The organism is Mycobacterium intermedium, from assembly GCF_002086275.1.
Lineage (GTDB): Bacteria > Actinomycetota > Actinomycetes > Mycobacteriales > Mycobacteriaceae > Mycobacterium > Mycobacterium intermedium.
In genome coordinates, this window is record NZ_MVHT01000010.1 from 18,554 (window position 1) to 33,869 (window position 15,316).

15 protein-coding genes are annotated in these 15,316 nt (G+C 65.2%); 7 read left to right on the forward strand and 8 right to left on the reverse strand.

Annotation, left to right across the window (positions count from 1 at the left end; genetic code table 11):
• Positions 1-16: 16 nt before the first annotated feature.
• The gene (locus BST27_RS05830) at positions 17-475 is read left to right on the forward strand and encodes an SRPBCC family protein (RefSeq protein ID WP_069421953.1); all 459 of its coding nucleotides are present in this window, start codon (positions 17-19) and stop codon (positions 473-475) included.
• Entirely contained in the window at positions 468-2,270 is a 1,803-nt protein-coding gene (locus BST27_RS05835) for a sulfatase family protein (protein WP_069421952.1), read from the forward strand. Before BST27_RS05830 ends, BST27_RS05835 begins: the two co-directional genes overlap by 8 nt.
• Before the next feature lie 28 nt (positions 2,271-2,298).
• Here BST27_RS05835 and BST27_RS05840 read toward each other — a convergent pair whose 3' ends face one another.
• On the reverse strand, positions 2,299-3,126 hold the full coding sequence (locus BST27_RS05840; protein ID WP_069421951.1) for an LLM class F420-dependent oxidoreductase: 828 nt from the start codon (positions 3,124-3,126) through the stop codon (positions 2,299-2,301).
• A 6-nt stretch (positions 3,127-3,132) separates the two neighbouring features.
• A complete protein-coding gene (locus tag BST27_RS05845) occupies positions 3,133-3,552 on the reverse strand; it encodes a DUF4267 domain-containing protein (RefSeq protein ID WP_069421950.1) in 420 nt (139 codons plus the stop codon).
• 62 nt (positions 3,553-3,614) lie between these two features.
• Here BST27_RS05845 and BST27_RS05850 point away from each other — a divergent pair, with 62 nt between their 5' ends.
• The 3 genes from BST27_RS05850 to BST27_RS05860 are packed head-to-tail and all read left to right on the forward strand — an operon-like array spanning position 3,615 to position 6,896.
• On the forward strand, positions 3,615-4,502 hold the full coding sequence (locus BST27_RS05850; RefSeq protein ID WP_069421949.1) for an Rv3090 family protease: 888 nt from the start codon (positions 3,615-3,617) through the stop codon (positions 4,500-4,502).
• 3 nt (positions 4,503-4,505) lie between these two features.
• Entirely contained in the window at positions 4,506-6,248 is a 1,743-nt protein-coding gene (locus tag BST27_RS05855) for a patatin-like phospholipase family protein (RefSeq protein WP_079219849.1), read from the forward strand.
• A 42-nt stretch (positions 6,249-6,290) separates the two neighbouring features.
• Entirely contained in the window at positions 6,291-6,896 is a 606-nt protein-coding gene (locus BST27_RS05860; protein WP_170062274.1) for a DUF732 domain-containing protein, read from the forward strand.
• 39 nt (positions 6,897-6,935) lie between these two features.
• Here the strand turns inward: BST27_RS05860 and BST27_RS05865 are convergent, their stop codons facing one another.
• The 4 genes from BST27_RS05865 to BST27_RS05880 are packed head-to-tail and all read right to left on the reverse strand — an operon-like array spanning position 6,936 to position 10,720.
• Positions 6,936-7,880, reverse strand: a complete 945-nt coding sequence (locus BST27_RS05865; RefSeq protein ID WP_069421947.1) for a TIGR03619 family F420-dependent LLM class oxidoreductase — start codon at positions 7,878-7,880, stop codon at positions 6,936-6,938.
• A 33-nt stretch (positions 7,881-7,913) separates the two neighbouring features.
• Positions 7,914-8,570, reverse strand: coding sequence for a nitroreductase family protein (locus BST27_RS05870; RefSeq protein WP_372515553.1), 657 nt, complete (start codon positions 8,568-8,570; stop codon positions 7,914-7,916).
• The gene (locus BST27_RS05875) at positions 8,567-9,679 is read right to left on the reverse strand and encodes an NAD(P)H-dependent amine dehydrogenase family protein (protein ID WP_069421946.1); all 1,113 of its coding nucleotides are present in this window, start codon (positions 9,677-9,679) and stop codon (positions 8,567-8,569) included. Before BST27_RS05875 ends, BST27_RS05870 begins: the two co-directional genes overlap by 4 nt.
• Positions 9,680-9,700: 21 nt before the next feature.
• Positions 9,701-10,720 carry an acyl-CoA dehydrogenase family protein gene (locus tag BST27_RS05880; protein ID WP_069421945.1) on the reverse strand — a complete coding sequence of 340 codons (1,020 nt, stop codon included), beginning with the start codon at positions 10,718-10,720 and terminating at the stop codon, positions 9,701-9,703.
• 125 nt (positions 10,721-10,845) lie between these two features.
• On the opposite strand from BST27_RS05880, the gene BST27_RS05885 reads away from it, so the two are divergent.
• Positions 10,846-12,003, forward strand: a complete 1,158-nt coding sequence (locus BST27_RS05885) for an acyl-CoA dehydrogenase family protein (protein WP_069421944.1) — start codon at positions 10,846-10,848, stop codon at positions 12,001-12,003.
• On the opposite strand, the gene BST27_RS05890 is transcribed toward BST27_RS05885, so the two are convergent.
• The gene (locus BST27_RS05890; protein WP_069421943.1) at positions 11,992-12,783 is read right to left on the reverse strand and encodes a TetR/AcrR family transcriptional regulator; all 792 of its coding nucleotides are present in this window, start codon (positions 12,781-12,783) and stop codon (positions 11,992-11,994) included. The genes BST27_RS05885 and BST27_RS05890 overlap by 12 nt on opposite strands.
• Before the next feature lie 198 nt (positions 12,784-12,981).
• Between BST27_RS05890 and BST27_RS05895 the strand changes: the two genes are divergently transcribed.
• Positions 12,982-14,169 carry an amidohydrolase family protein gene (locus BST27_RS05895; RefSeq protein ID WP_069421942.1) on the forward strand — a complete coding sequence of 396 codons (1,188 nt, stop codon included), beginning with the start codon at positions 12,982-12,984 and terminating at the stop codon, positions 14,167-14,169.
• Positions 14,170-14,491: 322 nt separating this feature from the next.
• Here the strand turns inward: BST27_RS05895 and BST27_RS05900 are convergent, their stop codons facing one another.
• Positions 14,492-15,316, reverse strand: a complete 825-nt coding sequence (locus tag BST27_RS05900; protein ID WP_069420214.1) for an enoyl-CoA hydratase/isomerase family protein — start codon at positions 15,314-15,316, stop codon at positions 14,492-14,494.

The window sequence follows — 15,316 nt, forward strand, 5'->3', positions numbered from 1 at the left end:
GCAGGCTCCGTGCAGAATGATGCGCGTGGCAGACATCAGCCGAAGCCGGACGATCGCAGCCGAACGGCAGGCGATCTGGGACGTCCTCGCCGACTTCGGCGCACTGAGCTCATGGGCCGACGGCGTCGACCACTCCTGCGTGCTGAACCACGGCCCCCACGGCGGACCATTGGGCACTACGCGGCGAGTGCAGGTCGGCAGTAATGCGCTGGTAGAGCGCATCACCGAGTTCGACCCGCCCGCAACGCTGGCCTACGACATCGAAGGCCTGCCGCCCAGGCTGGGCAAGGTCGCCAATCGATGGACACTGCGACCCGACGGCGCAGCAACCCGAGTGACCCTCACCAGCACCGTCGATGCCGGCAGCGGCCCGCCGGCACGCATGGCGGAGTGGGTCGCACTGCGACTGATGGCAAAGCAGTCCGACTCGATGCTCGCCGGGCTGGCACAACGATTGGAGAACGCGCATGCCTGACCGTCCAGACATCGTCATCCTCATGACCGATGAGGAGCGCGCCATCCCGCCCTATGAGCCAGACGACATCCGCGAGTGGCGCCGGCGCACCCTGACCGGCCGGCGCTGGTTCGACGAGCATGGAGTCAACTTCGCTCGGCACTACACCGGATCACTGGCCTGCGTTCCCAGCCGTCCGACCATCTTCACCGGGCAGTATCCAGACCTGCACGGCGTCACCCAAACCGACGGCATCGGTAAGCGATTCGACGACTCGCGGCTGCGCTGGCTGCGACAGGGCGAGGTGCCGACGCTGGGCAACTGGTTCCGCGCAGCGGGGTACGACACCCACTACGACGGCAAGTGGCACATCTCCCACGCCGACCTGCACGATCCGGCCACCGGGAAACCGTTGGCCACCAACGACAACGATGGCGTCGTCGATCAGGCCGCCGTGCAACGTTACCTCGAGGCAGATCCGTTGAGCCCGTACGGTTTCTCGGGATGGGTGGGTCCCGAACCGCACGGGGCGGGCACCGCCAACAGCGGATTTCGGCGTGACCCGCTGATCGCCAATCGGGTAGTCGCGTGGCTCGAGGATCGCTATGCACGACGTCGCGCGGGCGACCCCGAGGCGCTGCGCCCGTTCCTGCTGGTCGCCAGCTTTGTCAATCCGCATGACATCGTGCTGTTCCCGGCGTGGGCGCGACGCAGCCCGGTCAAGCCGTCACCCCTCGACCCGCCGCATGTACCGCCAGCACCCACCGCCGACGAGGACCTCAAGTCAAAGCCCGCCGCCCAGATCGCCTTCCGCGAGGCCTATTACAGCGGATACGGCGTCGCGCCCGCGGTCAGCCGGGGTTACCAGCGCTACGCGCAGCAGTACCGCGATCTCTACTACCGGCTACACGCCGAAGTCGACGGTCCGCTCGACCGGGTGCGCCGAGCGGTGACCGAAGGCGGATCCGAAAACGCCGTCCTGGTGCGGACCTCCGACCACGGTGAGTTGCTCGGCGCCCACGGCGGTCTGCACCAGAAGTGGTTCAACATGTACGACGAGGCGACCAGGGTCCCGTTCGTCATCGCGCGCATCGGGGAAAACGCCACGGCGCCAAGGACGGTCGAGGCGCCCACCTCGCATGTTGACCTGGTGCCGACACTGCTCAGCGCGGCCGGGGTCGATGTGGACGCGGTGGCTGCTGATCTCGCGGAGTCGTTCTCGGAAGTGCATCCGTTGCCCGGCCGCGACCTGATGCCGGTGGTGGACGGTGCTCAGGCCGACGAGGGACGCGCCGTGTATCTGATGACGCGCGACAACGTACTCGAAGGCGACACCGGTGCGTCGGCGTTGGCCCGGCAATTGGGCCATGCGGTGAATCCTCCTCCGCCACTTCGCATTAAGCTGCCCGCCCACGTAGCCTCGAATTTCGAAGGGCTGGTGGTGCGCGTCCCCGAAGCCGAAGCAATCGGCGGTGCGGGGCATCTGTGGAAGTTGGTGCGCACCTTCGACGACCCCGCCACGTGGACCGAGCCCGGCGTGCGCCACCTCTCGGCAAACGGATTGGGCGGTGAGGTATTTCGGACCGACCCCCTCGACGATCAGTGGGAGCTCTACGATCTGACCGTCGATCCGATCGAGTCGCAGAACCGCTGGACCGACCCAGAGTTGCACGAGCTGCGCCAGCACTTGAGGACGCAGCTCAAACAGCAACGGGCGGCGTCCGTCCCCGAGCGCAATCAGCCATGGCCGTACGTCGAACGACAGCCACCCGAGAGCGAAAGCCTGGTTCGCCGAGTGCTGGGACGGTTCAGCTAGCGCCGAACGTGCGGGATATCGCGTCTGACTACCCCAGCTGCGCGAGGTCGGCCGCCAAGGCGTCGAGGTATCGCAGTGTCTCGTCGCGCGGCGCGGTCGGCAGCTCCAACAGGACACGCTCCACCCCTAAAGCCTGGTAACCCGCAACGCCGTCCGCGGTCTGCTCGCCCCACTGGCAGACGGTAACCGGCACATCGGCGCCGGCGACGGCGCGCAGGTCCTGCAGCACCACCGCGAGCAGTTCCGGCGTGGGACTGATGGCAATCCAACCGGCACCCAGTCGGGCGATGCGCTTGAAGCTCGCCGGTCCCCCACCGATGTAAAACGGCGGATAAGGCTTGGTAGCGGGCTTTGGCCAACAGTAGATCGGGTCGAAATCCACGTATTCGCCGTGAAATTCGGCTTCGTCCTTGGTCCAGATCTCGATCATCGCGCGCAACCGCTCGTCGGCAACGCGGCCGCGCACCGCGGGATCGACACCGTGGTTGGCCACCTCCTCACGCAACCAACCCACACCCACGCCCAGGCGAAAACGTCCGCCCGACACCAGATCCAACGAGGCGACTTCTTTGGCCGTGATTATCGGATCCCGCTCCGAGATCAGCGCGATACCGGTGCCCAGCACCAGCCCCTCGGTGGCGACGGCCGCCGCCGCCAACGCGATGAACGGATCCAGCGGTCGGTAGTACTTCCGCGGCATTTCGCCACCACCGGGATACGGACTCGAGTGATTGACCGGGATGTGCGTGTGCTCGGCGAGAAACAAGGACTCGAAGCCGCGCTCTTCGAGTGCCGCCCCGAGCTCTGCCGGGCCGATGCCCTCGTCGGTCACAAACGTCAGAACACCGAAGTCCATAGTCGATTACTCGTCGCCGCTGACGCTGTCCGACAGCGCCCGCTGATCGCGACGGGTGGTCGGGCGCGCCGCACCCCACAGCCCGACACCGATGCCGAGGACAGCGCCACCCAAGCCAATGACGCGTTGCGCGGGCCTGAGCTCGCTATGCACACCGAGCCCACCCAGCAGGTCGGCCGCGTCGGCCCCACCCGACGCGAGGAACCAGCCTCGAGTGTTCTTGCCGCGCAGCGCCGCGGTCGCCAGCAAGCCTCCGATCAGCGCGTCGCGATAACCCATCGAGCGCAGCAACAACTGTGCGGTCGGCGATGACTCCTCCGCACCACCGCCCCAGAGTCGATTGGCACGCACGGGGTCCACAAGGAAGGAAATTCCAGAAGCGAGTCGGATGCTGCCCGCAAGGAGTGCGGCACGGTCAATGGACATGGCCGCAGCCTAGTCTTCCAAGCAACACGGTCAGCACCAAACCAAGCAGAAGGAGTCGGGGGATGACGTGGCAACTACTGTTCTTCGTAATCGGGCTCATCGTCGCTGGAGTAGCGGGCTTGTTCTGGCGACTCAATCGCGGCGACGGCGGAGGCTCGGCCGCCAGGGCGCTCACGCTCGGAGCGCTGGTAGTGGCAGTCCTGAGCTTCCTGCTCGGCTGCTTCGTGATCGTCGGTACCCGTCAGATCGCGATCGTGACCACATTCGGACGTCCCTCCGGGGTCAGCCTGAACAATGGCTTTCACGCCAAGTTTCCGTGGCAGATGACCCATCAGATGGACGGCGCCGTCCAGATCGACAAATACGTCAAGGTGGGCAACCACGACGAACGCATCATGGTCCGTCTGGGCAATCAATCGACAGCCTGGGCTGACGTCAGCATCCGTTGGCAACTGAAGCAGTCCGCCGCACCCGAATTGTTCCAGCAGTACAAGACGTTCGACAACGTACGGGTCAACCTGATCGAGCGGAACCTGTCGGTCGCGCTCAACGAGGTGTTCGCCGCCTTCAACCCGCTGGACCCGCAGAACCTCGATGTCTCCCCCCTGCCCGGCCTGGCCCGGCGCGCCGCCGACATCATGCGCAAGGATGTCAGCGGCCAAGTCGACATCTTCGACGTCAACGTGCCCACCATTCAGTACGACCAGGGGACCGAGGACAAAATCAACCAGCTCAACCAGCAACGCGCTCAGACCTCGATCGCGCAGGAGTCCCAGCGGACCGCCGAAGCACAGGCCAAGGCGAACGAGATCCTGTCCCGCTCAATCAGCAACGACCCCAACGTTGTGGTCCAGAACTGCATCACCGCCGCCATCAACAAGGGGATCAGCCCGCTGGGCTGCTGGCCGGGCACCTCGGCTCTGCCTACCGTGCCAGTCCCAGGACACTGACCGATGGAGATACGGATCGCCGACACCATCCGAAGGCGGCTACTCAACCGCGGCGTACCCCTCGAAGAAGTCGACGCCCTCCCGGAAAGCGACGAAATCGATCTCGACGCTCTCGACGACATCGACGCGATCGACGACGAGACCCGCGACACCGATGCGGCCCTGGACACCGTCGACCTGCCAGCGGTCGAACCTGCGCTGTTGCTGCAGAAGATGGAAAGCCGCCTGGTCCGACACAACCTCACCTACCCGGACGTGCTGAGCAGTGAGGATCTGCGCAAGCTGCGCTACGTCCTCAACTTCGCCCGGCTCGCCGATTTCGAGCCCGGCGCGGCGGGCCCGGGTGGCACCCGCGGCCGGGGGGACGTCTCGGTGGGCGCCGAAGTCGCGCCCTGGCGATCGCGGGTGATCGACACGCTCTACGGACCGCTGCGCGAGGAGCCGGATCCGGTCACCGCACTGAAGGCCGCCCGCGACACCCTGGCAGTTCTGGAACCCGAACAGAACGACCAGCGGCGCGTGCTCATCGAGCGACACGCCAACGACTTCTCCGCCCACGAACTGGACTCCGAGGTCGGCTACAAGAAGCTCGTCACGGTCCTGGGCGGGGGCGGCGGCGCCGGTTTCGTCTACATCGGCGGCATGCAGCGGCTCTTGGAAATCGGACAGGTGCCCGACTACATGGTCGGTTCGTCCTTCGGGTCGATCATGGGCAGCCTGGTAGCCCGTGAGCTGCCGGTGCCCATCGACGAGTACGTGGCGTGGGCAAAGTCGGTGTCCTACCGCGCCATTCTCGGACCCGAGCGCCTGCGCCGCCGGCACGGCCTGGCGGGCCTGTTCGCGCTGCGGTTCGACAAATTTGCCCTCCCGCTGCTCAGCCGCGAGGACGGCGAGCGGATGCGCATGTCGGACCTGGCGATCCCGCTGGATGTCGTGATCGCCGGCGTACGCAGGCAGCCGTATGCGAAGCTGCCGTCAAGGTTTCGCCATCCAGAACTGGCCGCCCTGCAATTGCGGTCGCTGCCGTTCCGCCCCATCGGCATGGGCCCGCTGGTGGCGGCCCGCATGTGGCAGGTAGCAGCATTCATCGACCTCCGAGTGGTGAAGCCGATCGTCGTCAGTGGGGAAGATCCGGACCTCGACTTCGACGTCGTCGACGCGGCCTCGTTCTCGTCTGCCATTCCTGGCGTGCTGCATCACGAAACAAGCGATCCCCGCATGGTCCCACTGCTCGACCAACTCTGTGCCGACCGGGACATCGCGGCGATTGTCGACGGCGGCGCTGCCAGCAACGTTCCCGTCGCGTTGGCGTGGAAACGAGTGCGCGACGGCAGATTGGGCACCCGAAACGCGTGCTACTTGGCCTTTGACTGCTTCCATCCCCAGTGGGACTCGCGGCATATGTGGTTGGCCCCGATCACCCAAGCGATCCAGCTGCAGATCGTGCGCAACCTGCCGTACGTCGACCACCTAATCCGCTTCGAGCCGACGCTGTCCGCGATCAACCTCGCACCCTCGGCCACCGCTATCGATCGAGCGTGCCGTTGGGGACGTAACAGTGTGGAGCAGGCGATTCCGGTGACGACAGCCCTGCTGCAGCCGACGTGGTGGGAGGGCGACGGGCCCCCACTCGCAGAACCGGCCGCCCGCGTCAAGTCCATGGCCCCTTCGATGACTTCGGTGCTGGACGCGATACAGGCGCCGACGAGCCGGCTGAAGAGGTGGCGAGACCGCCACCTGACCTGACCCGTTCGTCTTCGTCCGACTCGGCTGGCTACCATGGGGCTCATGGCCGACGGCGTCCCGCCGAGACACGAGACCGGCGGTGTGCCCAGCCCCTCTCCCGACGAATCCGCCGGACTTGCGTGGTCGAGCGAGAACGACTTCCGGGCGCCGCCGCCGCCCCCGCGCAGACCAGCCGGCGAATCAGCCGAAGTGCAGGGCGAACCCGAGACCGCAACCCAATCGTGGAGCACGGTGTGGAGTAGAGCGGCAGCGCTCCTGCTCATCGGTGTCGGGTTGGCAACGGTGATCATTGTGGCGAGCTTGCTGCTGTCCACCAAGAAAACCACGACGTCCAAGGCGCCGCCTAGTTCAACGGCATCGGCGACAACTTCGCCACTGATCGCCGAATCGATCACGTCCACGCCCGCTCAGGATGAGGAGTACATCCAGTCGCTCAACGACCGCGGCATTTCGTTCTCCAACCCGAAAGAGGCTGTGCTCAACGGCAAAACGGTGTGCCAGAACATCAGCGCCGGCAGCACCGTGCAATCCGTCGTCACCGACTTTCAATCGGCCAATCCCACGTATGCGGGCGTCGCGAACGCGTATGTGGCCATCTCCGTGCGGACCTATTGCCCGCAATTCAGCAACCTCGTCGTGGGGATGTGATCGACCGCTACGAGTGACGCGCTTCTAGCCGCGCCGCGGTCAATCGGTGACCGCGCGGAACGCGCTGACCAACTCGGACAACACCTCGGCCGCCTGCTCGGGGTTGCTGGGAAGGCTTCCACCGAAACGGATGTCGTGGATGTTCGAGCCTCCGTCCGCCAAGATCTGCGGGACCGCTGCAACGGTGGCCCGCACGTCGATCGAACGGTCCGCGCCCTTCACCAACGCGGCGGATGCCTGGACCCGCAACCCACTTGGATCGCCACCGACATCGGCGATCGCCTGCTTCATGGCCGGGATGGCGCCCTTGAGATCACTGATCGCCGGGCCCCACGGGATCCAGCGCTGCCCGAAACGGCTCAGCCGCCGGGCGACGGCGGGGTTGACCGTGCCGCTCACCCAGATGGGAACGCCACCCGGCTGCACCGGTTTGGGCATCTGGTGAATTCCGTCGAAGGACAATTCGGCCGAACTGTAGGAGGCACGTTGCTGCGTCCACAAGGTCTGGCACACCTCCAGCGTGTGGTCCAGTAACCGCCCGCGCCGCTCGAACGGCAACCCGGCGGCCTCGTATTCCTCACGCTGCCAACCGATCCCGACACCAAGGTCGACGCGTCCACCCGACAACACATCGATGGTCGCCACCTGCTTGGCCAGCACGGCGGGCCGTCGTAGCGCCGCGAGCAGCACGCCGGTACCAAGTCTGATGTTGCTGGTGATCGCGGCCACGGCGGTCAGAAAAATCAGCGGCTCCAGCCAGTCGCCGTCCGGGCCGGTCGGCTGCCTGCCACCCGCCGTTCCCCCCACGGCGGGGTCGCTGTAGGCGCCGAGATTCTCTCCGAATACTACGTGGTCGGACACCACCACCCGGTCGACACCGGCGGCATCCATGGCGAGCGCCGTCTGCAGGGTCGCGTTCCAATCCTGGTTCGGTTGGTCGCTAAAGCTTCGCAGATAGAGCGAGATGTTCGGACGGTCCGTCATGACCGTCGAGCCTACGGCAGCGCGACGAACTCCCTATCCGCCAGATCTTGCCTGCCACGGCGTATTCCAGTTATCGATCACCACCACCTCGGACAACGGCTTGCGCCGCACCGGGTGATGTCGACCCTTCGGCCAGCCCACCGTGAGCAGCGCCGCGATCTGCCATTCGTCGGGTATGCCTGCCACAGCCCGTAACTCCGTCTCACACGAGTAATGCCAGAGTGTGATTGCCGCGCCCAGGCCCTGGGCTCGCGCCGCGAGCAGAAAGTTCTGCACAGCGGGAAAGATCGAACCGCCCTGCTGGAGTTCGTCAGTTCCCTCCTGCGGCCGGATACAGAACACGACAAGTGCCGGCGCACCACCTCCGATCCGGGTGTGCTCGGCCATGGTCCGCAGCGCCCGAGACTTCTTATCGGCAGCGCCGTCCTCGGGCAGCGAAATGTTGTAAAAGTCAATCAACGCATCCCAGGTCCGCGCCGCCCCGTCCGTCACAACAGCGCGAGCCTCCGCCGACCGCAACACGACGAACTTCCATGGCTGCTGATTCGCACCGGACGGAGCCCAGCTAGCCGCGAGCAGACATCGTTCCAGCACTGCGTCGGAAACCGGTTCGTCCCGATACCGCCGCACCGTGGTCGCGGTGCGCATGGTTTCCCAGACGTCGAGCGGCGGTTGTGCGGCCGCGCTCATGCCGGTGTCGTCCCCGGCAATACGCCCCGCCACGTCCCGCCACGCACAGGTCCCGTGACCAATGGGAGGTCCAACGTTGACAAGAGGCCAGGCGGTGCGGCCATGACCGCGGGAATCGCGTTGAGCTCGCGCATCACGGTTGCGTAGGTGAGGCCACGCATGTTGCTTCCGCGCCCGTGCATCTCGATGTCGACCGTGTAGGTGGGTAGACCGTCCACGATGACGCGGTAACCCCCGAGCGGCGACGGATGCCTCGGCCAATCCGGTGCCGCATCCTGGCCCATCCGCGTGATGTGTTCGAGCACAACCCGTTCCTCGCCGTCGACGATGCCCGCGAGCTTGAACCGCATGCCGCCCATGGTTCCCGGCTCGACCCAGCCCGATGCCACCTCGTAACGCGCTGTGGCGAGCCACTTCTCGATCGTGGTCGCGACTCGATCTAGCCGCAGTCCGACACCGTCGGCGACCAAATGAACAATAGGCCCCCACAGCGCCGTGAGGCGTTCGGTGTCGAACAGCGGCGCCGGATGATCCGGCGTGTGCCCGAATCCCATAAAGTCGAACATGATGTCGGGCTGGTTGATCGGCGCGTAGTCGAGTATCTCGAGCATGGTGATCTTGTCGACGCGACTGCTGAAGCCGGTCATAGTCAGCGCGATGACGTCATTCGCCCAACCCGGGTCAACGCCACTGTTGAAGAAGCTGGTATTGCCCTCCCGGCACGCTGCCTCCAACAGCTCGACGGTTTCCTTGTCGGCGGCGGGCGGGTAGCACATGGGAACCAGGGAGGTAGACACCACGTGCTTACCGGCGCGCAGGCAGCGTGCGATGTCCTGCGCGGCCTCGCGATAGCGGTAGTCACCGGAAGCGAAGTAAGCGACCACGTCGGCGTCGATCGAAAGCGCGTCATCGATGTCTCGAGTGGCGATGACGCCGGTCGCCGGCATCCCGCACAGGTCGCCTGCGTCCTTCCCATCCTTCGCCTCGGAGTGAACGACGACGCCGGCCAGCTCCAGCCCCGGGTGGGCGATGATGCCCCGGAGCGCGCCGACGCCAACTTGCCCAGGGCCCCAGAGGATTACCCGTGGCTTACGCTGAGCATCCTGCATGCGCTTCCCTTCGACCCGCGATCAGCCCACGACGGCTCCGTAGCGGGCGTCGGCAACGCGATCCAAGGCGACGCCCGGATCACCGTAGACCAATGCCCAGCCACGAACTCGGCGATAGTACAGCTGCACGTCGCACTCCATTCCGAATCCGTAGCCTCCGTGGAAGTGCAGGCTACGGCGGGTCGCGTCGCGTGCCGTCTCATAGGCGAACGCGAATGCCATTGCGGCCAACTCGCGCGCGCGATCAGGCTCATCGACGAAGGCGCACGCCGCCCTGAGCCCGAGCAGTCGCGCCCCGTCTACGGCGGTCGCGCTGTCCGCCAGTGGGTGCGCGACCGCCTGGAAAGCGCCGATGGGAGTCCCGAAGGCGTGGCGCTGCTTGGCGTAATCGACCGCAAGTTCGACGGCCTTCTTTGCCGCGCCCGTCAGCGCCACCGCGGTCAACGCCAACCACAGGTCCAGCCCGCCGGCGAAAAGCTCGATCGCGCGCGGGCCTTCGGCAAGAATGTCGTAGCTGCCCTCAATCACAATGTCCGCCAACGGCATTGATCCGAGGTTGGACACCGCCCGACGGCCCGCTGCGAGCGGAACCGCAAGCAGCCGCCCGTCCACCAACGCCACCACATAATCGGCAACGGATCCGGCGGGGACCAGTTCCAGCCGAGCGCCCTGGCCAGCGCGCGGCGCGAACGTGACCAGTTGATCTCCCGACAGCACCCGATCGAGCAGCCGGGTGCCGATCTGGCCACTCGCCGCCAGCAGTCGAGCGGCAACCTGTGCCTCGATGAGCGGAGCCGACGCCACCGCGCGGCCGAACTGTTCGGTGATCAAGGCCAGCTCGAGTTCCGATGCGCCCCACCCCCCGGCATCGTCGTCAACCGCCATCTCCACGACACCGGTCTCCCGCAACGCCTTCCACAACTGGGCGTCGAAGCCGAGCGGTTCGGCCGAGCGGACGCGCTCCGAACCCGACTCCCGCGCGAACAGTGCGGCGAACGATTCCACCAACTGACGCTGTTCCCCGGTGAGGCTCAAGTCCACGTCTGCCCGCCCTAACCTTGCGGATATACTCGCTCTCAAAAAGCGAGAGTAACATTATCGCGCCACCGGCCGTAAGGTGACCTACCCGCTCCGGTCTTCCGGTTGACAGAGATTGGCACGCTCCCATGCATTTTCAGCTCGACCCGGACGCCGAGGCCTACCGGGCGCAAGTGCGCGCGCATCTGCGGGCGGTGTTGTCGCCCGAATTCGAGGAACGCGTCTACCGAAGCGGCGTCGCCCATGATGACGAGTTTGCGAAAGGGCTTGTCGCCAAGGGGTATTTTGCTCCGGACTGGCCAGCCGAGTTCGGTGGGCAGGACCGCGGTGCGTGGGATGCGCAGGTGGTCAAAGAGGAACTCATGCGGTTCGACGCGCCCATGTATCTGTCCGAGACCACGCGCATGGTGGCCTCGATCATCCGTGCGGTCGGAAGCCCGACCATGAAGGATCGCATTCTCAAAGGTGCGATGAAGGGTGATATCACCATTGCCCTCGGCTTCACCGAACCAGAATGCGGATCCGACGTTGCTGCGGCAACCACCAAGGCGGTCCGTGACGGCGACGACTGGGTGATCAACGGCAGCAAGATGTTCACCACCAACGGCCACATCGCCGATTACGTATTCCTGCTGGCGCGCACGAACCCGCACCGGCCGAAGCACCAGGGTCTCACCATGTTTCTGGTGCCGCTGAACACTAAAGGATTTGAAGCACAAGCTGTCTGGACGCTATCCGGCGAACGCACCAACGTCACCTTTTACACCGACGTCCGGATCAGCGATGAATGGCGAATCGGCGAGGTCGACGAAGGATGGCGAGTCATCGCCCTGTCGTTGCAGGACGAACACGCCTCCGGCTGGGGCCCCCACCTCGGCCGGTTGCTGCACCATGCGGAGCACTGGGCCGACTCACCGGCCGCCGACGGCTCGCGACCCATCGACACCGCCGATGTCCGGCGACGGCTAGCCAGAATCGCCATGGAATACGAGGTGTCGATGCTGCTGCAGCGACGGTGCGTGTGGATGGTCGAACAGGGTCAGATGCCGGTGGCCGAGGGCCCGATGTCGAAGGTGTTCAGCACCGAGTCCCTCGAACGCGCCAGTCAAGACATCGTCGAACTGGTTGGCCCGGACGGACTGCGCAGCTATTTGGAGCCTTCTGCACCCGAGCGGGGACGATTCGAGCACATGCTGCGCTTCGCCCTCGGCACCACGATCTATGCGGGCACCAGTGAGGTGCAACGCACCATCATCGCGCAACGCGGTCTCGGACTACCCCGTTAGCTTGCGGACCCGGCGTGTCGACGAGGTTCGCGAAGTTGTCTTCTTCGCCGCCTTAGGCTTCGGCTGATCCGCGGGCGGGCTGATGGCCTGTTTGCACCAAGCCCACAGCTGGTCTTCCGTCAGCTTGGATCCCTTGCCGCCCAGATGGAAAACGCCGATCTGAGCCAGCGCGGTGAGGGTGGTGTTCAACAACGTGGTCAGTTGTGCAGGCGTGAGATCGGTGCGGACCAATCCCGCACGTGCGCAATCGGTGAGGATCTTGGTCAACAGCTTCAGGTGCGGCTCCCACACCTTGGCGAAGTCGGCGGGTCGCTCGATCTCCAGGCTGAGGTTGTAGATGGTCATCACTCGGCCGCCTACCGATTCCGATGACTCGGCGCGATACAGCACGCCGCGGCAGAACGCTTCCAACTGCTCCATCGGGCCGTCCGCCGCGGCGACTTCTTGCCGGATGTTTTCGGTGAATTGACTGGTGACGTTCTCGTACAGCGCCAGCAGCAGTTCTTCCTTGCCGGCGAAATGTTGATAGAAGGCGCGCAGGCTGAGGTTCGACCGGTCGATGAGAGTCTGGATGGTGAAGTCCGCCTTGCCCGACTCCTCCACCAACTCCAGTGCCGTCGCGAGGAACCGCGAACTGCGCGCGAGAGCGCGCGCTCTCGCGGAACTCAGACGCCGCTCGATCGTGCGCTCTTGCCACGTGCTCGTTGGTTCGACGACTTCGGAGTCGACAATTTCCAAACTCGCCTCCGGGTCACCCCCGGCACCCTTTTTCGCAGCCATGATGCACTAAGAATACGCGTACGTCGTCGGTGTCTGCTCGCCACCTACACGTGCATGTTGATCAACGACCGCCACTATGCAAGCGCCCGGGGGCGCTGGAGTGGGTCGATGCGGTACCGTGGAAACGGTCATTCTCATTTTGTGGAAATCGGGGCCTCACTTCTTGAAGCCGCCGGCCGTCCGTTAAGGAGTGCAGCGTTGAGCGCAGACATTCTGATCGTCTCGCCGGACGACCACCTGGTCGAGCCGGCGGATCTGTGGACCAGTCGGTTGCCCGTGCGCTATCGGGACGTCGGGCCGCGGATCGTTCGCATGCGGGGGCGTATGGATCCAACCGTCACCACCGACGTTGCATTCGTCGAAGACGAGAATGGTCGCGACGCCGACATCTGGCACTACGAAGACGCGGTCATCCCAATCCCGCTGATCAGTGCCGCTGCCGGTTACGAACTCGACGAACTGACCACCGACCCGATCACCTACGACGAGATGCGCCCGGGATGCTTCCGCCCCAAAGACCGCCTCGCTGACATGGATATTGCCGGCATCGAGGCTTCGGCGTGCTTCCCCAACACCCTGGTTCGGTTTTGTGGCCAGCGCTTCTTATATGGCAAGGACAAGGAACTCGCGCTGCTCTGCGTGCAGGCTTACAACGACTTCCAGATCGACGAGTGGGGCGGCGACTCCGACGGCCGCCTTATCCCGCTTGGCATCATTCCGCTCTGGGACGTCGAACTGGCCGCGAAGGAGGTAGAGCGGGTAGCCGCCAAAGGCATGCCGGCCGTGTGCTTCTCCGAACTGCCTTCCCGTCTCGACCTGCCGTCCATCCACAGCGGCTACTGGGATCCGTTCTTCGCCGCCTGCGAACGCAACAATGTCGGCATCATGCTGCACATCGGGTCGAGTTCGTCGCTCACCAAGTCCTCACCCGACTCTCCCCACGTCGTTACGAGCGCACTGATGGCCGTCAACTGCACCATCGCCCTGGTCGACTGGCTGTTCTCCGCCAAGCTCATTCAGTTCCCGAAGCTCAAGATCGCCTTCGCCGAGGCGCAAGCGGGTTGGATCCCCTACTACCTGCAGCGTGTCGACGAGGTGTGGGAGGACCGTCGGGCGTGGGGCGGCATCCATCCCCTGCTGACCGAACCACCGAGCAACCAGGTGCCCGGCCGGGTGTACTTCTCCACCTTCGGCGACCCGGTCGCGTTCCGCATACTCGACCTGGTCGGGCCAGACCAGCTCATGTTCGAGACCGACTACCCACACAACGACACCAATTGGCCGAGAAGCCTGGAGGTCGCCAACAAGGCGACGGAAAACCTCGACGAGGAGACCAAGCGTAAGGTGCTGTCTACCAACGCAAAGAAGTTCTTCGGAATCCTCTAGCGCGCATTCGTCCTCGGGGGTGTCCTCGCGTCGTCCTCGCGTCGTCCTCGCGTCGTCCTCGCGTCGTCCTCGCGTCGTCCTCGCGTCGTCCTCGCGTCGTCGAGATTGCCGCCATGGTCGTGCTTCGGCCCTCCACCACAACCCCCACCGCAATCTCGCCGAGGATGCGCGGCGCAACGCGCCGTCGGGCTGCCCTCGCGTCGTCGACATTGCCGCCATGGTCGTGCTTCGGCCCCCCACCACAGCCCTCACGGCAATCTCGCCGAGGCCAAGGGCGAGGGCGAGGGCGAGGGGGCACGGCGTCAGCGCGCGCACGCCCCGCCTACCTGGCTTGCCAGTTCGGCTTGCGTTTCTCCAGGAAGGCGCGCGGCCCTTCGATGGCGTCCTTGGTCAGGGCGACCTTCATGCGGTAGTTCTCGGCGAGCAGCTCGGCCTCATAGATGGGCAACGACAATCCCTTTCGGACCCCCATGCGCGAACCTCGCACCGCCAGTGGTGCATTGGAGTTCACCACATCCGCGATCTCCCAGGCCCGGTCCATGAGCTGATCGTGCGGGACGACCTCGGTGAAAATCCCCAACTCGTAGGCACGCTGCGCGTCCAGGCTCTCATGCTTTCCCATGAGCACCAGCCGCATCGCGACAGGCAGCGGCAGGATCCGGGCCAGCCGTACCGCCTCGCGCCCCGATGACACTCCGATGCTCACATGCGGATCCATCAATGTCGCGCGCTCGGAGGCAACGGTGATGTCGGCCGTCGTGACGAGGTCCATGCCCGCCCCGCAGGCGATTCCGTTCACCGCGCAGATGATGGGCTTGGTCATCTGCAGCCAGGGCGGCGTCGCCTCCTGGGGGGCATCCCACTGTCGCATCGAACTCAGGATCGGTTCGCCCTGATTGTCGATGCCCGCGGCGTTCTCCATGTCATGGTCGGCGGCCTTGTTAACGTCGGCGCCCACGCACAACGCACGGCCGGCACCCGTCACGATCATCGTCCAAATGTCCTGTGAACGCTCGATTTCCGCGTATGCGACCGTGAGCTCGGCGATCATCTCGTCATTGATCGCATTGAGGACCTCGGGCCGCTTCAGGGTCACACACGCCGTCCTATCGCGAACCTCGACTTCGATGGTGTCGTAATCCGTCAC